General features: G+C 72.8%; 15 protein-coding genes and 1 riboswitch. Of the genes, 11 read left to right on the top strand and 4 right to left on the bottom strand.

What is annotated here, in order from left to right:
* Positions 1 to 75: 75 nt before the first annotated feature.
* Entirely contained in the window at positions 76 to 1,674 is a 1,599-nt protein-coding gene (locus ACIRVH_RS21600) for an ABC-F family ATP-binding cassette domain-containing protein (protein ID WP_403955658.1), read from the bottom strand.
* 269 nt (positions 1,675 to 1,943) lie between these two features.
* Here ACIRVH_RS21600 and ACIRVH_RS21595 point away from each other — a divergent pair, with 269 nt between their 5' ends.
* Positions 1,944 to 2,354, top strand: a complete 411-nt coding sequence (locus ACIRVH_RS21595) for a VOC family protein (protein ID WP_403955656.1) — start codon at positions 1,944 to 1,946, stop codon at positions 2,352 to 2,354.
* Between the two features lie 25 nt (positions 2,355 to 2,379).
* Here ACIRVH_RS21595 and ACIRVH_RS21590 read toward each other — a convergent pair whose 3' ends face one another.
* From ACIRVH_RS21590 to ACIRVH_RS21580, 3 genes are all read right to left on the bottom strand, one after another.
* On the bottom strand, positions 2,380 to 3,798 hold the full coding sequence (locus ACIRVH_RS21590; protein WP_403955654.1) for a hypothetical protein: 1,419 nt from the start codon (positions 3,796 to 3,798) through the stop codon (positions 2,380 to 2,382).
* Positions 3,799 to 3,980: 182 nt separating this feature from the next.
* Positions 3,981 to 5,108 (bottom strand): alpha/beta hydrolase, encoded by a 1,128-nt coding sequence (locus tag ACIRVH_RS21585; RefSeq protein ID WP_403955653.1) that lies wholly within the window; start codon positions 5,106 to 5,108, stop codon positions 3,981 to 3,983.
* A 259-nt stretch (positions 5,109 to 5,367) separates the two neighbouring features.
* Positions 5,368 to 6,042 carry a class II aldolase/adducin family protein gene (locus tag ACIRVH_RS21580; RefSeq protein WP_403955651.1) on the bottom strand — a complete coding sequence of 225 codons (675 nt, stop codon included), beginning with the start codon at positions 6,040 to 6,042 and terminating at the stop codon, positions 5,368 to 5,370.
* Between the two features lie 188 nt (positions 6,043 to 6,230).
* On the opposite strand from ACIRVH_RS21580, the gene ACIRVH_RS21575 reads away from it, so the two are divergent.
* The 10 genes from ACIRVH_RS21575 to cobI all read left to right on the top strand — a co-directional run bounded on the left by ACIRVH_RS21575 (position 6,231) and on the right by cobI (position 19,953).
* Positions 6,231 to 6,992 (top strand): lysozyme, encoded by a 762-nt coding sequence (locus tag ACIRVH_RS21575; RefSeq protein WP_403955649.1) that lies wholly within the window; start codon positions 6,231 to 6,233, stop codon positions 6,990 to 6,992.
* 143 nt (positions 6,993 to 7,135) lie between these two features.
* On the top strand, positions 7,136 to 8,383 hold the full coding sequence (locus ACIRVH_RS21570) for an anion permease (protein WP_403955647.1): 1,248 nt from the start codon (positions 7,136 to 7,138) through the stop codon (positions 8,381 to 8,383).
* A gap of 28 nt (positions 8,384 to 8,411) precedes the next feature.
* Positions 8,412 to 8,639, top strand: a complete 228-nt coding sequence (locus ACIRVH_RS21565; RefSeq protein ID WP_403955644.1) for a hypothetical protein — start codon at positions 8,412 to 8,414, stop codon at positions 8,637 to 8,639.
* Positions 8,640 to 8,884: 245 nt separating this feature from the next.
* Positions 8,885 to 9,027, top strand: a riboswitch (cobalamin riboswitch).
* Between the two features lie 99 nt (positions 9,028 to 9,126).
* On the top strand, positions 9,127 to 10,071 hold the full coding sequence (locus ACIRVH_RS21560; protein WP_403955641.1) for a cobalamin biosynthesis protein: 945 nt from the start codon (positions 9,127 to 9,129) through the stop codon (positions 10,069 to 10,071).
* Positions 10,068 to 11,600 carry a cobyric acid synthase gene (locus ACIRVH_RS21555; protein ID WP_403955639.1) on the top strand — a complete coding sequence of 511 codons (1,533 nt, stop codon included), beginning with the start codon at positions 10,068 to 10,070 and terminating at the stop codon, positions 11,598 to 11,600. The genes ACIRVH_RS21560 and ACIRVH_RS21555 overlap by 4 nt, the downstream gene beginning before the upstream one ends.
* Positions 11,597 to 15,250, top strand: a complete 3,654-nt coding sequence (gene cobN / locus ACIRVH_RS21550) for a cobaltochelatase subunit CobN (RefSeq protein ID WP_403955637.1) — start codon at positions 11,597 to 11,599, stop codon at positions 15,248 to 15,250. Before ACIRVH_RS21555 ends, cobN begins: the two co-directional genes overlap by 4 nt.
* The gene (locus tag ACIRVH_RS21545) at positions 15,247 to 17,253 is read left to right on the top strand and encodes a putative cobaltochelatase (RefSeq protein ID WP_403955635.1); all 2,007 of its coding nucleotides are present in this window, start codon (positions 15,247 to 15,249) and stop codon (positions 17,251 to 17,253) included. Before cobN ends, ACIRVH_RS21545 begins: the two co-directional genes overlap by 4 nt.
* Positions 17,253 to 17,852 carry a cob(I)yrinic acid a,c-diamide adenosyltransferase gene (cobO, locus tag ACIRVH_RS21540; protein WP_403955633.1) on the top strand — a complete coding sequence of 200 codons (600 nt, stop codon included), beginning with the start codon at positions 17,253 to 17,255 and terminating at the stop codon, positions 17,850 to 17,852. The genes ACIRVH_RS21545 and cobO overlap by 1 nt, the downstream gene beginning before the upstream one ends.
* Positions 17,846 to 19,225 (top strand): cobyrinate a,c-diamide synthase, encoded by a 1,380-nt coding sequence (locus ACIRVH_RS21535; protein ID WP_403955631.1) that lies wholly within the window; start codon positions 17,846 to 17,848, stop codon positions 19,223 to 19,225. Before cobO ends, ACIRVH_RS21535 begins: the two co-directional genes overlap by 7 nt.
* Positions 19,222 to 19,953 (top strand): precorrin-2 C(20)-methyltransferase, encoded by a 732-nt coding sequence (gene cobI, locus ACIRVH_RS21530; protein ID WP_403955629.1) that lies wholly within the window; start codon positions 19,222 to 19,224, stop codon positions 19,951 to 19,953. The genes ACIRVH_RS21535 and cobI overlap by 4 nt, the downstream gene beginning before the upstream one ends.
* Positions 19,954 to 19,962 lie beyond the last annotated feature (9 nt).

Raw genomic sequence — 19,962 nt, 5'->3', positions numbered from 1 at the left:
ATACGAGGAGATCTCACACAGATGATGGATCACGGCTCGGCCGAATGATCCATACCGAGTGGATCAGTCTTTCGATCAAGCCAGGGCGACGAGATCCGCGTAGTCGGCGCCCCACAGATCCTCGACTCCGTCGGGCAGCAGGATGATCCGCTCGGGCTGGAGCGCCTCGACGGCGCCCTCGTCGTGGGTGACGAGGACGACCGCGCCCTTGTACGTGCGCAGGGCGCCGAGGATCTCCTCGCGGCTGGCGGGGTCGAGGTTGTTGGTCGGCTCGTCCAGGAGCAGGACGTTCGCGGAGGAGACGACCAGGGTGGCCAGGGCGAGACGGGTCTTCTCGCCGCCGGAGAGGACACCGGCGGGCTTGTCGACGTCGTCGCCGGAGAACAGGAACGAGCCCAGCACCTTGCGGACCTCCACGAGGTCCAGGTCGGGGGCGGCCGAGCGCATGTTCTCCAGGACCGTGCGCTCGGGGTCCAGGGTCTCGTGCTCCTGGGCGTAGTAGCCGAGCTTGAGGCCGTGGCCGGGGCGGACCTCGCCGGTGTCGGGCTGCTCGACCCCGCCGAGCAGCCGCAGCAGGGTGGTCTTGCCGGCGCCGTTGAGGCCGAGGATCACGACGCGTGAGCCCTTGTCGATGGCCAGGTCGACGTCGGTGAAGATCTCCAGGGAGCCGTACGACTTCGACAGGCCCTCGGCCATCAGCGGGGTCTTGCCGCAGGGCGAGGGCTCGGGGAAGCGGAGCTTGGCGACCTTGTCGGACTGGCGGACCGCCTCCAGGCCGGAGAGCAGCTTGTCGGCGCGGCGGGCCATGTTCTGCGCGGCGACGGTCTTGGTCGCCTTGGCGCGCATCTTGTCGGCCTGCGCGTTGAGGGCGGCGGCCTTCTTCTCGGCGTTGGCGCGCTCGCGCTTGCGGCGCTTCTCGTCGGCCTCGCGCTGCTGCTGGTAGAGCTTCCAGCCCATGTTGTAGACGTCGATCTGGGAGCGGTTGGCGTCCAGGTAGAACACCTTGTTGACGACCGTCTCGACCAGGTCGACGTCGTGGGAGATGACGATGAAGCCGCCGCGGTAGGTCTTCAGGTAGTCGCGCAGCCAGATGATCGAGTCGGCGTCGAGGTGGTTGGTGGGCTCGTCGAGCAGCAGCGTGTCGGCGTCGGAGAAGAGGATCCGGGCCAGCTCGACACGGCGGCGCTGACCGCCGGAGAGCGTGTGCAGGGGCTGGCCGAGCACACGGTCGGGCAGGTTGAGCGCGGCGGCGATGGTGGCGGCCTCGGCCTCGGCGGCGTACCCGCCCTTGGTGAGGAACTCGGTTTCCTGGCGCTCGTACTGCCTGAGGGCCTTCTCGCGGGTGGCGCCCTGGCCGTTGGCGATGCGCTGCTCGTTGTCGCGCATCTTGCGGATCAGGACGTCGAGGCCGCGCGCGGAGAGGATGCGGTCGCGGGCGAGGACGTCGAGGTCGCCGGTGCGCGGGTCCTGCGGGAGGTAGCCGACCTCGCCGGAGCGGGCGACGTTGCCGGCGGCCGGGACGCCTTCGCCGGCGAGGACCTTGGTGAGGGTGGTCTTGCCTGCGCCGTTGCGGCCGACGAGGCCGATGCGGTCGCCCTTGGCGACACGGAAGGTGGCGTTCTCGATGAGGATGCGCGCACCGGCGCGCAGCTCGATACCGGAGGCGGAGATCACGGACAGACTCCAGGGCGTACGGGATTGGGCGGTGGGCGGCTGAGGACGTTCCCGCCGTCTAATGCGCGAGGAGAATGGCCATGGGCCAAGTCTAACGGGGCCGTGCAAGCGGTTTTTCTACGTCCGTGCGTTCGGGCCGCTGTCCAGGGGCTGTTGCCCGAGGGGCGATGCCGTGACATGCACCACACGCACGTTCCGCCGAGGCGTTGTCAGTGGTGGCTGCAAGACTCGATGCGAGGACCCCACCAACGCACGAAGGAGTGATCGGCATGGCAGGCACGGGCGGACGGCCGAGCATCTATCCGACGCTGCTGTACGCGGACGCGAAGGCGGCGATCAAGCAGCTCACGGAGGCCTTCGGCTTCACCGAGCTGTCGGTGTACGAGACGGAGGACGGCTCGGTGCTGCATGCCGAGCTGGTCCAGGGAAACGGCGCGGTGATGGTCGGCTCCAAGGGCCGCGGCGGCCTCTTCGACACGGCGATGAAGGACGCCGGGCCCGCGGGGGTGTACATCGTCGTGGACGACGTCGACGCCCACCACCAGCGGGCCGTGGAGCACGGCGTGGAGGTCCTGATGCCCCCGACGGACCAGGACTACGGCTCGCGGGACTACATGGCCCGGGACACCGAGGGCAACATCTGGAGCTTCGGGACGTACACCCCCGAGATCGGCGGCTGAGCGGACCGGTCCCGCGGTCCGCCGGCTATCCGCCGGTGTGCACCTGGAAGGCGGCCCGGCGCACGGCCTTGGCCAGAGCGGGGTCGGGGTGGGCGGCGGCGAGCGCGACCAGGACCTGCACGGTGCGCGGGTGGCCGACGGCACGGACCTCGTCCAGCAGCGTGGGGACGGTGGGCTGCACAGCGGCCTCCAGGTGCCGTACCAGCATCTCCGTCTCGCCGTGGTCGGCGACGGCGGCGGCGGTGTCGACCCACAGCCAGGTGGCCTCCTCACGGGTGAGGACCTCGTGGGCGTCCTCCGGGTCGACGCCGTCGTGCTCGGCGAGCCACAGCAGGGCGTACGGCCGCAGGGCCGGATCGTCCAGCACGGCGCGTACGTCGGGCTCGGCGGGGGCGCCGACGACGCGCAGCGCCTCGAAGGCGAGGCCGCGCAGCAGGGCGTCATCGCCGCGGGCGGCGCCGAGCAGCTCGGTGACGGCGCTGCCGACGGGGCGGGCGGCGAGCCAGGCGCGGTACTCGGCGCGGGCCGCGTTGGGGCGGAGCTGGGCGCAGCCGCGGAGCATGTCCTCGGCCGCCTGCTCGATGTTGCCGGCGGGGCTCTGCGCGGCCACGCAGATCTGCTCCAGCTTGACCCAGACCGCCCAGCTGCCCAGCGGGGTGAGCGTGGCCTGGCCGTCGCCGTAGGTCAGGGCGCCGACGGAGGCGAGGGCCCGGAGGGCCCAGTCGAGGAGGGGGGCGAGCGGGGTGTCCCCGACCGGTGCGGGTTCGGCCGGGCCCAGAGCCCCGTCGGGCCCCGCGGAGCCGGGCTCGTAGGGGATCTCGCAGCGCTCGGTGCGCAGCTCGGTGACCCGCTGCTGGAGCAGGTCGAGGAGCTGCTCCACCGGGACGGGACCGGCGGACAGCTGGAGGAAGGAGAGCACCTGGGGCATGGCCGAGACGACCTCGGCGACGGCGGCCGGCTCGTGGTCCGCGGGTTCCGGACTGGCCAGCGACCAGGCGTCGAAGAGGGCGACCCAGCCACGCAGCACGGCGCTGTCGTCGCGGTCCCAGGCGCGCAGGCGCCAGCCGGGGCGCGCACTGTCCCCGTGCACCTCGACAAGTCCGGCGAGGCGGGCGGTGTCCCAGTCGGCGCGGATCTGAGCGGTGCTCAGGGCGAGGTCGGCGGCGGCGCGTTCGGCGCTCGTGTCGGAGAGGGTGGCCTTGCCGTCGGCGGTGGCGCCGTCGCGGCCGGGACCGAGGGCGGCGTCGGCCCAGCGGGCGACGCGGACCGCACCGCCCAGTCCGGTGCGCGCCATTCTGGCCAGTTCGGCGGGGGCCGGTGTGCCCTCCGGCGGCCGGGGTGCGGGGCGGCGTGGGCGCCGCTGGTTCACAGCTCTGGGGGCGGCGGCCAGGGGTCGCGGTCGGACGAGTCGAAGCCTGGAGTCGCGCGGGATACGGGACGTCACGGGTGCAGTCTTCCGGTTGACGGTCCGAAAACCCAAACGGAATGTCACGGGGGGCGACGGGGCTGGCCAACGCACCGGGGGCGACGGCGGGCGAGGAGACATGATCAGGCCAGTCGTTCGGCCTTAAACGGAACGTCTGGAACCGGGGCTTCCGACTTGTGCAGGTGGAACAGGGGGCGGCTTCACATCAGCGGGGTCAGGAACCGGCGCAGACGCTCCTCGTACTCCTTCGGGTCCGCGTTCCACATCGCCCCGTGCGGAGCCTGCGGCACGGTGTGCAGGGCGACGCGGTCGGGGCGGCGGGCGGCCAGGCGCCGTGAGTACTCCCACGGGGCGAGCGTGTCGTCCGGGCCGTGGACGATCAGGGTCGGCACGTCGAGCAGCCCGGGGTCGGCGGCCTCCCCCGCCCCGTCGGCGTTGAGACCGGCCCGGCCCTGCGCGGCCCACACGGCGAGCGGCAGCAGGGGTTCGGGGGTGTGGCGGGCCTGGGCGAGGGCGCGCAGGGTGGCCGGCCAGCTGAGCACCGGCGAGTCGAGGACCAGCCCGGCGACGCGCTCGCGCACGACGGAGTGCTCGGCGGCACGCAGGGCCATGGTGGCACCGGTGGACCAGCCGAGGAGGATGACCCGGCGGGCGCCGTAGCGGACGGCGTAGCGGATCGCGGCGTCCACATCCCGCCACTCGGTCTCGCCGAGGTGATTGAGGCCGTCCGGCGGGCGTGGGGCGCCGAGGTCGCCGCGGTAGGCGAGCGCGAGGATCGGCAGCCGGCGGGCGTGCAGGAACTCCATGACGTTCATGGCGTGCTCGCGGGTGGTGCCGAGGCCGTGCACGGCGATCACCCAGGTGTCCCGGTAGCCGGGCACGAACCAGGCGGGCAGGGCGCCGAGTTCGCCGGGCACGTCGATGTCGGCGTGTTCGAGGCCGAGGGCGGCGTCCGGGTTGCCGACGTGCACGTTCGGGGTGAGCCACACGGAGTCGCCGGCGGCGAGGGTGCCGTGCGTGACGCGTACGAGGCGGCGTACGACGGTGTCGGCGGTGTGCGCGGCCGTCGCCAGGACGGGGCCGACGACCGCGTGCGACCCGTCGCCGGCCAGGCCGTACGTGCCGGGGCGCAGCGAGGCCAGGTCGCGGGTGAGGGTGATCTGTCCCGCGGCCGTGCCGTGCACGGTGAGCCGGGGTTCGGTGGGCAGCGGGCGACCGGGGGGCACCTTCAGCGCGGCGTCACTGGCGAGCCGCCCGGCGGCCACGGAGGCCGCGCCGGCGGCCAGAACAGCGGTGAGTGCGGCGGCGGTCGCTCTGACGGTGCCCACGGGTTCCAGTGTCGTGCGGGTTCTCGATACGGGCCAGCGGAACGGTGAGGGTGGCCGGGATCCGGCGGGGTACGGGAGGGCGCGGCACAGCCGGAGGCGTGCGCTGCGGCTGAGCGCCGTTGCGGAGACGTGCGCCGTGGCCGAGCGCCGCTGCGGCGGAGAGAGCCGATGGGCAGGACCGGGCCGGGCCGGTGCGGCGCGCGGCCGGGCGACCGGGCTGCCAGGCGGTGAAGGCGAGCAGGCTGCCAGGCGGCCCGGGTCAGCCGCGTTGGCCGTAGCCCTTCAAACGCGCGCTGGCCTCCTCCATCTGTACGTCCGTCAACAGGGAGGGCGTCAGGCCCGGCGCGGACGATGCCGTCAGCCACAGGCGGCACATCCACTCCAGCTGGGCGGTGCGGTCGTAGGCCTGGTCGAGGCTGGCGCCGTAGGTGATCGTGCCGTGGTTCTGCAGGAGGCAGCCGGAGCGGTCGGCGAGGGCGTCGAGCATGTTCGCGGCCAGCTCGTCGGTGCCGTAGGTGGCATAGCGGGCGACGCGCACGCGTCCGCCGAGGGCGCCGGCCATGTAGTGGATCGGCGGCAGCTCGGTCACGAGGGTGGAGACGGCCGTGGCGTGCACGGCGTGGGTGTGGACGACGGCCCGGGCGTCGGTCGTGCGGTAGACGGCGAGGTGCATGGGCAGTTCGCTGGTCGGTCCCAGTGTGCCGAGCACCTGGCGCCCGTCGAGGTCGACGCCGGTGATGTCGTCCGGGGTCAGCCGGTCGTAGGGCACGCCCGAAGGGGTGACCAGTACGACGTCCCCGACGCGTGCCGAGACGTTTCCCGAGGTGCCGACGACCAGGCCGTCGGCTACCGTCCGGCGGGCCGTGGCGACCAGCGCCTCCCAGACGCGCGCCGCTTCCGCTTCCCGCTCCGCTTCCCGCCGCTGTTCAGCCATGCCGTGATCCTGCCAGCCGGCCCGGCTCGGAGCGGCCCGTCGGCGCGCTTCGGACCGGAACCCGTACCGCCGAACGGGTGAAGACCACCGCGAAAAACCCGAAATCATCATGTTTCAAGTGATCATCAGGCATTCAATGATCTTTCTTACTCACTGGACGCCGTTCCACCGCCACTCCAGGGGGACACATGCCTCGTGCTCGCACCGCCTCCCGCTCCCGTCGCCGCGCGGTCGTGCTCGCGGCCGCCACCGCGGCCCTCGCCCTCACGGGCAGCCAGGCCGCGGCCGCCGGGGCACCGGCCTCCGCCGTGGGCCCGCTCAGAGGGCACGACGTGTCGTCCCACCAGCAGCACGTCGACTTCCCCGCCGCCCGGTCGGACGGCGCACGGTTCACCTACATCAAGGCGACCGAGTCCACGACCTACCGCAACCCCTACTTCGACCGGCAGTACGAAGGCGCACGCCAGGCGGGCCTGGTCCGGGGCGCGTACCACTTCGCACGGCCGGACCGCTCCTCGGGCGCCGAGCAGGCCGCGTACTTCGTGCAGCACGGCGGGGACTGGCGGGCGGACGGCTGGACGCTGCCGCCCGCGCTCGACATCGAGTACAACCCGTACGACGACGAGCACAAGTGCTACGGGCTGGGCTGGACGGGGATGGTCGACTGGATCCGCTCCTTCAGCGACGAGGTCGAGCGGGAGACCGGCCGGCGTCCGGTCATCTACACCACCGCCCACTGGTGGCAGGCCTGCACCGGCGACAGCCGCGCCTTCGCCGCGGACCACCCCCTGTGGATCGCCCGGCACGGCACGTCGGACCCGGGAGAACTGCCGGGCGGCTGGACGCAGTGGACCTTCTGGCAGTTCGGCACCGAGGGCGGTCTGCCGGGTGACCAGAATCTCTTCAACGGGCCGCCGAGCCGGCTGCGGGCCTTCGCGCGGGGTTGGTAGCCAAGGGGCGCCTGGGGCTTGGATCCGAACGAAATCCCACCCACCCCCCTGATGACACCCTGACGCCCGCCCCAGTTCACCTTCCGTTCACCCAGGTTGCCTACGGTCCAACAGCCAACGACCTCGAACGATTGCCTGGGTAAATGGAAAACTTCTCGCTGATCCTCGCGATTGTGGTGGTAACCGCACTTGCGTTCGATTTCACGAACGGTTTTCATGACACCGCCAACGCGATGGCCACCACCATCTCGACCGGTGCACTCAAGCCCAAGGTCGCGGTGGTCATGTCCGCCGCCCTCAACCTTGTAGGCGCTTTCCTCTCCGTGGAGGTCGCCAACACGATCTCCAAGGGCCTGGTCGATGAGACCGGCATCCGTCCCGAGGTCATATTCGCCGCCCTGGTCGGCGCGATCCTCTGGAACCTGCTGACCTGGCTGGTCGGACTGCCGTCCAGCTCCTCGCACGCCCTGATGGGCGGCCTGATCGGCGCCACCGTCGCCTCCGCCGGCTTCGGTGCCGTCCACAGTGACGTGCTCGTCACCAAGGTGCTGCTCCCGGCGGTCGCCGCGCCGATCGTCGCGGGTCTCGCCGCGATGCTGGCCACCCGCTTCTCCTACGGCATCGGCAAGAACGCCGAAGGCGAGGCCACCCGCAAGGGCTACCGCGCCGGTCAGATCGCCTCCGCCGGTCTGGTCTCCCTCGCCCACGGCACCAACGACGCGCAGAAGACGATGGGCATCATCACCCTCGCCCTCATCGCGGGCGGCGCCATCGCCCCCGGCTCCAACCCTCCCACCTGGGTCATCCTCTCCGCGGGTCTGGCCATCGCGCTCGGCACCTACATCGGCGGCTGGCGCATCATCCGCACCATGGGCAAGGGCCTGACCGACCTGGAGCCGCGACAGGGCTTCGCCGCCCAGACCAGCGCGGCCACGGCCATCCTGGCCTCCTCGCACCTCGGCTTCTCCCTCTCCACCACCCACGTCGTCTCCGGCTCGGTGATGGGTGCGGGCCTGGGCCGCAAGGGCGGTGTGGTCCGCTGGTCCACCGCGACCCGCATGTTCATCGCCTGGGGGCTGACCCTGCCGGCCGCCGCGCTGGTCGGCGCGGGCGCCGAGTCCGTCACGGACCTGGGTGACTGGGGCACCGCGGCCGTCGCCGTCTTCCTGGTCGGTGCCAGCGCCGCGATCTGGAAGATCTCCCGCCGCGAGGTCGTGGACCACACCAACGTCGTCGACGACACGGTGGAGCCGGCCGGTGTGGTGACCACCGCCATCGCCGCGGTGACCCCGCCGCCCGCGGGCACCGTCGCCGAGGGTCTGTCGGCCACGATCCCGGCGCAGGCCACCACCGAACCGGCTCCGGCGACCCCGCCGGCCGCCGCAGTCTGACCGCCCGGAAACTGAAGGAAGCATCCCCATGAAGATCGACTGGGCGGCCCTCGGCTCCGTCTTCGGCGTCAGCCTCGCGTTCACGGTGGGCCTGGTGGCCCTGTTCACCCTCGGCGTCAACGGCCTGTCGCGCCGCGAGAAGGCCACGGCGCAGGGTGGGTCCGCGGCGCTGTCCGTGACCGGTGCGTACGTGTGCTTCGCGGCCTGTGCCGCTGCGGTGGCGTACGGGATCTATCTGATCGTGGCGAAGCCCTGACACCGAAGTCTCTCCCTCGTCCGCCCTGTCGGCACCGCTCCAGCGGAACGACAGGGCGGACGCATGTCCGCCCCTGAGACGTACGCGCCGGTGCGGGCCGTGACGGTCCGTGAGTACGAACGGGAGCCCCGAGTGCCGCCCGAGGGAGTGGAATTCACCGCAACCCGGTCGCTCGGCGCCGCCCCGCGTGCCCGCGGTGTGGGCCTCAGCACAGTCCGGCATCCCAGGTCAAAGGCAAGTTGACGGCCCTTCCGGGCGCGTGGTGGACTGCCCAGGCCATGTACGGCGGCAGGAGAGGAAGCCGGTGCGAATCCGGCGCGGTCCCGCCACTGTCACCGGGGAAGAAATCCCCGGGAGCCAGGAACTCTCACCGCCGGTCTCGTCGAACCAGGGCGTGGACACCCTGAGTGAGGACATATCGCCATGCGCGGCTGCCGATTGAGGTTCAGTAACCAGGCCCTGCCTGCCCCCACGGCCGGCTGAGCCGATGGGTGCCGATCGCTGCTACGCGTACGGCGCCGCCGCCGGCCTCCTCGGCGACCTGGTCCTCGGCGATCCGCGCCGTGGGCACCCGGTCGCCGCGTTCGGCCGGGCAGCCGCCGCCGTGGAACGCGCGCTGTGGCACGACCACCGCGGCTGGGGTGCGCTGCACACCGCCGTGTGCGCCGGAGGTGCCGTCGCGCTGGGGGCCGTGGCCGAGCGGGCCGTGCGCCGCTCCCCCGTCGCTTCCGTCGCGCTGACCGCCGCCGCCACCTGGGCCGTGGTCGGGGGTACTTCGCTCGCCCGGGAGGCGTGGACCGTCGGGCGCGCGCTGGAGGCCGGGGACGTCGAGGCGGCCCGGGCGCGGCTGCCGCATCTGTGCGGGCGGGATCCGCAGGCCCTCGACGCCGACGGGATCGCCCGGGCCGTGGTCGAGTCCGTCGCCGAGAACACCTCCGACGCCGTCGTGGGCGCGCTCGTGTGGGGTGCGGTGGGCGGGGTGCCGGGGCTGCTCGGGTTCCGGGCCGTCAACACCCTGGACGCGATGGTGGGGCACAGGTCGGCCCGCTTCCGGCGCTACGGCTGGGCCTCCGCCCGGCTCGACGACCTCGTCGGCTGGCCGGGGGCGCGGCTGACCGCCGTACTCGCCGCCGTGGCCGGACCGGACCCCCGCGGCGCCGTGCGTGCCTGGCGGGCGGACGCCCGCAAGCACCCGAGCCCCAACGCCGGGCCCGTCGAGGCCTCGTTCGCGGGTGCCCTCGGTGTGCGGCTGGGCGGGACGCTCTCCTACGGCGGGCGCGTCGAACACCGGCCCGTACTGGGCGGGGACACCGGACGGGCCGTCCGGGTCACCGACATCGACCGGGCCGTACGGCTCTCCCGCCGGGTCGGCCTGCTCGCGCTCGGCGTCACGGTCGCCGCGCGCCGACTCGTGAAGGGACGTGGGAAGTGAACGGTGGTCTTCTCGTCGCCGGCACCACCTCCGACGCCGGCAAGAGCGTCGTGACGGCCGGGATCTGCCGGTGGCTGGTGCGCCAGGGCGTCAAGGTCGCGCCCTTCAAGGCGCAGAACATGTCCCTCAACTCGTTCGTGACCCGGGAGGGCGCCGAGATCGGGCGGGCCCAGGCCATGCAGGCCCAGGCCTGTCGTGTCGAGCCGACCGCGCTGATGAACCCCGTGCTGCTCAAGCCCGGTGGCGAGCAGAGCAGCCAGGTGGTGCTGCTCGGCAAGCCGGTGGGCGAGCTGAGCGCACGCGGGTACCACGGGGGGCGCCAACAGCAGCTGCTCGGCACGGTGCTGGACTGTCTGGCCGAGTTGCGGGGCACGTATGACGCGGTGATCTGTGAGGGGGCCGGTTCGCCCGCGGAGATCAATCTGCGGCGTACCGACATCGTGAACATGGGGATCGCGCGGAACGCGCGGCTGCCCGTGCTGGTGGTGGGCGACATCGACCGCGGGGGCGTGTTCGCCTCCTTCTTCGGAACCGTCGCGCTGCTGTCCCGGGAGGACCAGGAGCTGGTCGCCGGGTTCCTGGTGAACAAGTTCCGTGGGGATGTCAGCCTGCTGGAGCCGGGGTTGGACATGCTGCACGGGCTCACCGGGCGGCACACCTACGGCGTGCTGCCGTTCCGGCACGGGCTCGGTATCGACGAGGAGGACGGACTGAGGGTCTCGCTGCGCGGGACCGTGCGGGAGTCGAACACCGCCCCGCCCGTCGGCGAGGACGTGCTGCGGGTAGCGGTCTGCGCGCTCCCGCTCATGTCCAACTTTACGGACGTGGACGCGCTGGCCGCCGAACCGGGCGTCGTCGTGCGGTTCGTGGACCGGCCGGAGGAGCTGGCGGACGCCGACCTCGTGGTGATCCCGGGGACCCGGGGGACGGTCAGGGCCCTCGCCTGGCTGCGGGAGCGGGGCCTCGCGGACGCCCTCGTCAGAAGGGCCGCGGAGGGACGCCCGGTTCTCGGCGTCTGCGGCGGCTTCCAGATCCTCGGCGAGCACATCGAGGACGAGGTCGAGTCGCGCGCCGGCAGCGTCGCGGGGCTCGGAGTGCTCCCCGTGCGGGTGCGGTTCGCCCGCGAGAAGACCCTCACCCGGCCGACCGGGGAAGCCCTCGGGGAGCGGGTCGAGGGCTACGAGATCCATCACGGGGTCGCCTCCGTCGAGGGAGGGGAGGCGTTCATCACCGATGGCAGGGGACACGGCCTGGACGGCTGCCGGGTCGGTCAGACCTGGGGCACGCACTGGCACGGCTCGCTGGAGTCGGACGGTTTCCGGCGGGCCTTCCTGCGCGAGGTGGCGGCCGCCGCGGGGCGCCGCTTCGTACCGGCCCCCGACACCTCGTTCGCCGCGCTGCGCGAGGAGCAGCTCGACCGGCTCGGCGACCTGATCGAACAGCACGCGGACACGGACGCGCTCTGGCGGCTCATCGAGTCGGGCGCGCCGCAAGGACTGCCTTTCATTCCACCGGGAGCGCCCGCATGAGCACAGTGTTGTTGTTGTCGACCGCCGACACCGATCTGCTGGCGGCCCGGGCCTCCGGCGCCGGCTACCGGATCGGGAACCCCACCCGGGTGGACGTCGCGGAGGAGCTGCCGGGCCTCGTCGAGGGCGCGGACATCGCCGTCGTACGGCTGCTGGGCGGCAAGCGCGCCTGGGAGGACGGGCTGGCCGCGCTCCGGGCGTCCGGCGTGCCGACCGTGCTGCTGGGCGGCGAGTCCGTGCCGGACGCCGAGCTGATGGCCGAGTCGTCCGTACCGGCGGGTGTCGTGGCGGAGGCCCTGAAGTACCTGGTCGAGGGCGGGCCCGCGAACCTGACCGAGCTGGCCCGGTTCCTGTCCGACACCGTGCTGCTGACCGGCGAGGGCTTCGAAGAGCCGCGGAAGATGCCCGAGTACGGCCTGCACGGCTCGTACGAGATCCGGGACGGCCGGCCGACCGTGGGCGTCCTCTTCTACCGGGCGCACGAGCTGAGCGGCAACACCGCCTTCGTGGACACGCTGTGCGAGGCGATCGAGGCGCGGGGCGTCAACGCCCTGCCCGTGTACTGCGGTTCGCTGCGCGGCGCGGACGCCGGGCTGTACGAGCTGCTGGGGCGGGCCGACGCCCTGGTCGCCACCGTCCTGGCGGCCGGCGGTACGCACGCCTCGCAGGCCTCGGCGGGCGGCGACGAGGAGTCCTGGGACATCGGGGCGCTCGCCGACCTGAACGTCCCGGTGCTGCAGGGTCTCTGCCTCACCTCCTCGCGGGCCGCCTGGGACGAGTCGGACGCCGCGCTCTCCCCCATGGACGCGGCGATGCAGGTCGCGATCCCCGAGTTCGACGGCCGCCTCGTCACGGTGCCGTTCTCCTTCAAGGAGCAGGGACCGGACGACGTCCCGGTGTACGTCGCCGACCCCGAGCGGGCGTCGCGGGTGGCCGGGATCGCCGTACGGCACGCGCAGTTGAAGCACAAGCCGAACGCGGACAAGAAGATCGCGCTGGTCTTCACCGCCTACCCGACCAAGCACTCCCGGGTCGGCAACGCGGTGGGCCTGGACACGCCCGCGTCGGCGGTACGCGTCCTGGACGCCCTGAAGGAAGCCGGGTACGGGCTGACCGCATACCCGGACAACGGCGACGAGTTGATCCACCGGCTGATCGAGGCCGGCGGGCACGACGTCGAGTGGCTCACCGAGGAGCAGCTGGCGGCCGCGCCCGCGCGGGTGCCGCTCGCCGACTACCGGGCGTGGTTCGACAAGCTCGACCCGGAGCTGCGGGACGCGATGCTGGAGGCGTGGGGCGAGCCGCCGGGCAGCCTGTACGTCGACGGGGACGAGATCGTGCTCGCGTCCCTGCAGTTCGGGAACGTCGTCGTGATGATCCAGCCGCCGCGCGGTTTCGGCGAGAACCCGATCGCGATCTACCACGACCCCGACATGCCGCCGTCGCACCACTACATGGCGGCCTACCGCTGGCTCGACAACAGCTTCGGCGCCGACGCGATCGTGCACATGGGCAAGCACGGCACGATGGAGTGGCTGCCGGGCAAGGGCCTGGGTCTGAGCGCCGGCTGCGCCCCGGACGCCGTCCTCGGCGAGCTGCCCCTCGTCTACCCGTTCATCGTCAACGACCCCGGCGAGGGCACGCAGGCCAAGCGGCGCGGGCACGCCACGGTGGTCGACCACCTGGTGCCGCCGATGGCCCGTGCCGACACCTACGGCGACCTGGCGAAGCTGGAGCAGCTGCTGGACGAGTACGCGCTCGTCTCCGACCTGGACCCGGTGAAGGCACCGGCCGTGCGGGCGCAGATCTGGACGCTGGTCAAGGCGGCCGAGCTGCACCACGACCTGCATGTGGACGTGCAGCCGGAGGACGACGACTTCGACGAGTTCGTCATGCACATCGACGGCTATCTGTGCGAGATCAAGGACGTGCAGATCAGGGACGGTCTGCACATCCTCGGCGGTGGTCCGGTCGGCGAGCCGCGCGTGAACCTGGTCCTCGCCGTGCTGCGCGCCTCGCAGGTGTGGGGCGGCCAGGCGAACGCGCTGCCGGGGCTGCGGGCCTCGCTGGCCGAGCACTTCGGGCTGGTCGAGAAGGAGTTGCTCGCCGAACCGGGCGCGCCGGTGAAGGTGCCGGTCGAGCTGACGGACCTCGTGGAAGGCCCGTCCCGTACGGCCGCCGACACGATCGACCTGCTGGAGCAGCTGTGCCGGCGGATCGCGGAGGGCATGGAGGCCCGTGCCTGGGCGGTCGCCGAGAGCGTGCCGCTCATCCGTGAGGTCCTCGGCACCGACATCCCGGACGCGGTCGCGGTGCTGGAGTTCGCGTGCACGGAGGTGGTCCCCCGGCTCGCCCGCACGACCGACGAGATCGGCCACATCCTCCGGGCGCTGGACGGCGGTTACGTCCCGGCAGGTCCCTCGGGTTCGCCGACCCGCGGTCTGGTCAACGTGCTGCCGACCGGCCGCAACTTCTACTCGGTCGACCCCAAGGCCATTCCCTCCCGGCTGAGCTGGGAGGTCGGCCAGTCGCTCGCCGACTCGCTGGTGCAGCGGTATCTGCAGGACACGGGTGAGTACCCGAAGTCCGTCGGCCTCACGGTCTGGGGCACGTCGGCCATGCGCACCCAGGGCGACGACATCGCCGAGATCCTGGCGCTGCTGGGCTGCCGCCCGGTGTGGGACGAGGCCTCGCGCCGGGTGACGGGGTTCGAGGTGATTCCCCTGGCGGAGCTGGGCCGTCCGCGCATCGACGTCACGGTCCGCATCTCCGGCTTCTTCCGGGACGCGTTCCCGCATGTGGTCGGGCTGATCGACGACGCGGTGCGGGCGGTGGCCGAGCTGGACGAGCCCGCCGGGCAGAACTTCGTGAAGGCGCACGCCGACGAGGACACCGCCGAGCACGGTGACCGGCGGCGCGCCACGGCCCGTGTCTTCGGCTCCAAGCCGGGCGCGTACGGCGCCGGTCTGCTGCCGCTGATCGACGCCCGCAACTGGCGCTCCGACGCCGACCTCGCCGAGGTGTACGCGGTGTGGGGCGGCTACGCGTACGGGCGCGGGCTCGACGGACGGGCGGCGCGCGGGGACATGGAGACCGCGTTCAAGCGGATCGCGGTGGCGGCGAAGAACGTCGACACCCGCGAGCACGACCTGGTCGACGCCGACGACTACTTCCAGTACCACGGCGGCATGGTCGCCATGGTCCGCCACCTGACCGGCGCCAACCCCGAGGCCTACGTCGGTGACAGCGCCGTACCCGACCAGGTGAAGACCCGCACGCTCGGCGAGGAGACGCACCGCGTCTTCCGGGCGCGCGTGGTCAACCCGCGCTGGATGGCGGCGATGCGCCGGCACGGCTACAAGGGCGCCTTCGAGATGGCGGCGACCGTGGACTACCTGTTCGGCTACGACGCCACCGCGGGCGTGGTCGACGACTGGATGTACGAGAAGCTCAGCGCGGAGTACGTCTTCGACCCGGAGAACCGGGACTTCATGAAGAAGTCCAACCCGTGGGCGCTGCGCGGGATCACCGAGCGGCTGCTGGAGGCGGCGGACCGCGGGCTGTGGGCCGAGCCGGACGCGGACACGCTGGAGCGGCTGCGCGCCACCTACCTGGAGCTGGAAGGCGACTTGGAGGGCGACGAGAAGTGAGTACCCCGTTTCCGTTCACGGCCGTCGTCGGCCAGGACGACCTGCGGCTCGCGCTGCTGCTGAACGCCGTGTCCCCGGCGGTCGGCGGTGTGCTGGTGCGCGGCGAGAAGGGCACCGCCAAGTCGACGGCCGTACGGGCCCTTTCGGCGCTGCTGCCGCAGGTGCCCGTGGTCCCCGGGTGCCGTTTCTCCTGTGACCCGGCGGCACCGGACCCGTCCTGCCCGGACGGGCCGCACGAGGCCGGGGCCGGTGCGGCGCGGCCCGCGCGGATGGTCGAGCTGCCCGTCGGCGCCTCCGAGGACCGGCTGGTGGGCGCGCTGGACATCGAGCGGGCGCTGGCCGAGGGCGTGAAGGCGTTCGAGCCGGGCCTGCTGGCCGACGCGCACCGCGGGATCCTCTACGTCGACGAGGTCAACCTGCTCCACGACCACCTGGTCGACCTGCTGCTGGACGCGGCGGCGATGGGCGCGTCCTACGTCGAGCGCGAGGGCGTCTCGGTACGGCACGCGGCCCGGTTCCTGCTCGTCGGCACCATGAACCCGGAAGAGGGCGAGCTGCGGCCGCAGTTGCTCGACCGGTTCGGGCTGACCGTGGAGGTCGCGGCCTCACGGGAGCCCGACCAGCGGGTGGAGGTCGTACGGCGGCGGCTCGCCTACGACGACGACCCGGCGGGCTTCGCCGCACGGTGGGCCGACGAGGAGGCCGCCGTACGGGCCCGGATCGTGGCCGCGCGTGAACTGCTGCCGCAGGTGCGGCTGGGCGACGGGGCGCTGCGGCAGATCGCGGCGACCTGCGCGGCCTTCGAGGTGGACGGCATGCGTGCCGACATCGTGATGGCGCGTACGGCGACCGCGCTGGCCGCCTGGGCCGGGCGGACGGACGTGCTCGCCGAGGACGTCCGGCAGGCGGCGCTGCTGGCGCTGCCGCACCGGCGCCGGCGCAATCCGTTCGACGCGCCGGGTCTTGACGAGGACAAGCTGGACGAGACCCTGGAGGAGTTCGGCGGCTCGGACGACGAGGACCCCGACCCCGACGGTCCCGGCGGGGGCGGTGGGCAGCCGCCGCAGTCCGACGGCGGTCCGCAGGGCGGCGGCGACACCGCCGCGCGGCCCGAGGCCGGTGAGAGCGGACAGCCGCAGGCCTCCGGCGCACAGGAACAGCGGGCCGTACGGGCCGCCGAACCGTTCCGTACGAAGGCGCTGAGCGTGCCCGGGATCGGCGAGGGTGCCGCCGGGCGGCGCTCGCGCGCGCGGACCGAGCACGGGCGGACCACCGGGGCCCGGCGGCCGCGCGGAACGCTCACCAGGCTGCACCTGGCGGCGACCGTGCTGGCCGCGGCCCCGCACCAGCGGGCGCGCGGGCGGTCCGGGCCCGGGCTGGTGCTGCGCCGGGACGATCTGCGGCAGGCGACGCGGGAGGGGCGCGAGGGGAACCTCGTGCTGTTCGTGGTCGACGCGTCCGGGTCGATGGCGGCACGGCAGCGGATGAGCGCCGTGAAGGGTGCCGTGCTGTCCCTGCTGCTGGACGCCTACCAGCGGCGGGACAAGGTGGGCCTGGTGACCTTCCGGGGCGCGGCGGCGGATGTGGCCCTGCCGCCGACCTCGTCGGTGGACGCCGCGGCGGCCCGGCTGGAGTCGCTGCCGACGGGCGGCCGTACGCCGCTGGCGGCGGGGCTGCTCAAGGCGCACGAGGTGCTGCGGGTGGAGCGGCTGCGTGATCCGGCGCGGCGGGCGCTGGTCGTGGTCGTGACCGACGGGCGGGCCACCGGCGGCCCGGAGCCGGTCGCGCTGGCGGGACGGGCGGCCCGGCTGTTCGCGGCCGAGGGCATCGCCTCGGTGGTCGTGGACTGCGAGTCGGGGCCGGTGCGGCTCGGGCTCGCCGGGCAGCTCGCGGGTGAGCTGGGCGGTACGGCCGTCACGCTGGACGAGCTGCGGGCCGACTCGATCGCCGGGCTGGTCAGGGATGTGCAGGGGACGCACGGGACTTCGAGGAGGGCCGCGTAATGCCGCAGGGGCAGCCGAGTGTGGTGCCGGAGGACGGGCTGACGACCCGGCAGCGGCGCAACCGCCCGCTGGTCGTCGTCCACACGGGCATCGGCAAGGGCAAGTCGACCGCCGCGTTCGGGCTCGCGCTGCGCGCCTGGAACCAGGGGTGGCCGATCGGGGTGTTCCAGTTCGTCAAGTCGGCGAAGTGGAAGGTCGGCGAGGAGAACGCGCTGCGCGTGCTCGGCGCTTCCGGCGAGGGCGGCACCGTCGACTGGCACAAGATGGGCGAGGGCTGGTCCTGGGTCCAGCGGGACGCCCAGATGGACAACGAGGAGAAGGCCCGGGAGGGCTGGGAACAGGTCAAGCGGGACCTGGCGGCCGAGACGTACCGGCTGTACGTGCTGGACGAGTTCGCCTACCCGATGCACTGGGGATGGGTGGACACGGACGAGGTCGTGGACGTCCTGCGGAACCGGCCGGGTACCCAGCATGTGGTGATCACCGGTCGTAACGCGCCGGAGAAGCTCGTGGACTTCGCCGACCTCGTCACCGACATGTCCAAGGTCAAGCACCCCATGGACGCGGGGCAGAAGGGCCAGAAGGGCATCGAGTGGTGAGTGCCGTTCCCCGGCTGGTCATTGCCGCGCCGTCCTCCGGCAGCGGCAAGACCACCGTCGCCACGGGGCTGATGGCCGCGTTCGCCGCGCGGGGGCTCGCCGTGTCCGGGCACAAGGTCGGGCCCGACTACATCGACCCCGGGTATCACGCGCTCGCGACCGGGCGGGTGGGGCGCAACCTTGATGCCTACCTGTGCGGCCCCGAGCTGGTCGCCCCGCTGTTCCTGCACGGGGCGTCCGGGTGCGACCTCGCGGTCGTCGAGGGCGTGATGGGGCTGTACGACGGGGCCGCGGGCGAGGGGGAACTCGCGTCCACGGCTCATGTCGCGAAGTTGTTGCGGGCGCCGGTGGTGCTGGTCGTGGACGCGTCGTCGCAGTCGCGGTCGGTGGCGGCGCTGGTGCACGGGTTCGCTTCCTGGGATCCGGAGGTGCGGGTCGGGGGCGTGATCCTGAACAAGGTGGGCTCCGACCGGCACGAGGAGCTGCTGCGGGACGCGCTGGACGCGGCCGGGGTGCCGGTGCTGGGTGTGCTGCGGCGGGCCGCTCAGGTGGATACGCCTTCTCGGCATCTGGGGTTGGTGCCGGTCGCCGAGCGGCACTCCGCTGCGGTCGAGGCTGTTGCCGCGATGGGTGAGCAGGTGGCCCGTGGTTGCGACTTGGCCGCGCTGGAGGCACTGGCCCGGGGTGCCGGCGCTGTACCAGGGGGCTCCGCCCCCTGGACCCCCGAACCCATGCCCACCCAGCACCCGACTCGGTTGACGGAAGGGCCAGGTCCGGTCGTCGCTGTCGCCGGCGGGGAAGCGTTCACCTTCTCCTACGCCGAGCACACCGAGCTGCTGACCGCAGCCGGTGCCGAAGTGGTCACCTTCGATCCGCTCCGGGACGAGCAACTGCCCGAGGGCACCGCCGGGTTGGTCATCGGGGGCGGTTTCCCCGAGGTGTACGCCGCCGAGTTGTCCGCCAACGAGCCGCTCCGCAAGGCCGTCGCCGAGCTGGCTCTCAGCGGTGCTCCGGTCGCCGCCGAATGTGCCGGGCTCCTCTATCTCTGCCGGGAGTTGGACGGGAAGCCCATGTGCGGGGTGCTGGACGCCACCGCGCGGATGAGTGAACGGCTCACTCTGGGGTACCGGGACGCGGTGGCCGTCGGGGACAGTGTGCTGGCCGTCGCGGGGACGCGGATGCGGGGGCACGAGTTCCACCGCACGGTCGTCGAGCCCGGGGCGGGGCCCGCTCCCGCCTGGGGGGTGCGCACCCCGGTGCGGCGGGTCGAAGGTTTTGTACAGCAGGGCGTGCACGCGAGTTATCTGCACACGCACTGGGCGTCCGAGCCCGGTGTGGCCCGTCGGTTCGTGGAGAGGTGCCGGACGTCATGAGCAGCAGGCTGGTCGGTGTCGGGGTCGGTCCCGGTGACCCGGAGCTGGTGACCGTCAAGGGGGTCAACGCGCTGCGCGCGGCGGACGTCGTCGTCGTACCGGTCATGGATACCGGTGAACGCGGCCGGGCCGAGGCGACCGTGTTGCACTACGTGCCCGCGGAGAAGGTCGTCCGGGTGGTGTTCGCGCTGAACGAGCGGACCGACCGGGCGCGGCGGGAGGCCGCCTGGGACGCGGCGGGCGAGACGGTCGCCGAACTGCTGCGGCGGCACGGGTCCGTCGCCTTCGCCACCATCGGGGATCCGAACGTGTACTCGACGTTCACGTATCTCGCGCAGACGATCACGGAGCTGGTGCCGGGTGTCGTGGTGGAGACCGTGCCCGGGATCACCGCCATGCAGGATCTGGCGGCCAGGTCCGGAGCCGTGCTGACCGAGGGCACCGAGCCGCTGACGCTCGTGCCGGTCACGGCGGGCTCGGCGGTGCTCAAGGAGGCACTGGCCGGGCCGGGGACCGTCGTGGCGTACAAGTTCGGGCGGCAGGCCGCCGAGGTCGCCGAGGTGCTGCGGGAGACCGGGCGGATCGGGGACGCCGTGTGGGGCTCGGCGCTCGGGCTGCCGGAGGAGTCGGTGCGGCCGGCCGCGGAGCTGGACGGGGAGCCGTTGCCGTACCTGTCGACGCTGATCGCGCCGCCGCGGCGGGACGGCGGGCGGGGCGGAAAGCTGTGAGGCCGCTGC

It is taken from the genome of Streptomyces sp. NPDC101165 (assembly GCF_044768135.1).
Lineage (GTDB): Bacteria > Actinomycetota > Actinomycetes > Streptomycetales > Streptomycetaceae > Streptomyces.
This window is presented reverse-complemented; position numbering and strand designations above follow the sequence as displayed.

What these genes read in the sequence shown, in the direction of transcription:
- ACIRVH_RS21595 (WP_403955656.1), top strand. Translation starts at nt 1,944, where the DNA reads ATGGCAGGCACGGGCGGACGGCCGAGCATCTATCCGACGCTGCTGTAC.
- ACIRVH_RS21580 (WP_403955651.1), bottom strand. Translation starts at nt 6,042, where the DNA reads ATGGCTGAACAGCGGCGGGAAGCGGAGCGGGAAGCGGAAGCGGCGCGC.
- ACIRVH_RS21575 (WP_403955649.1), top strand. Translation starts at nt 6,231, where the DNA reads ATGCCTCGTGCTCGCACCGCCTCCCGCTCCCGTCGCCGCGCGGTCGTG.
- ACIRVH_RS21570 (WP_403955647.1), top strand. Translation starts at nt 7,136, where the DNA reads ATGGAAAACTTCTCGCTGATCCTCGCGATTGTGGTGGTAACCGCACTT.
- ACIRVH_RS21565 (WP_403955644.1), top strand. Translation starts at nt 8,412, where the DNA reads ATGAAGATCGACTGGGCGGCCCTCGGCTCCGTCTTCGGCGTCAGCCTC.
- ACIRVH_RS21560 (WP_403955641.1), top strand. Translation starts at nt 9,127, where the DNA reads ATGGGTGCCGATCGCTGCTACGCGTACGGCGCCGCCGCCGGCCTCCTC.
- cobN (WP_403955637.1), top strand. Translation starts at nt 11,597, where the DNA reads ATGAGCACAGTGTTGTTGTTGTCGACCGCCGACACCGATCTGCTGGCG.
- cobO (WP_403955633.1), top strand. Translation starts at nt 17,253, where the DNA reads ATGCCGCAGGGGCAGCCGAGTGTGGTGCCGGAGGACGGGCTGACGACC.
- cobI (WP_403955629.1), top strand. Translation starts at nt 19,222, where the DNA reads ATGAGCAGCAGGCTGGTCGGTGTCGGGGTCGGTCCCGGTGACCCGGAG.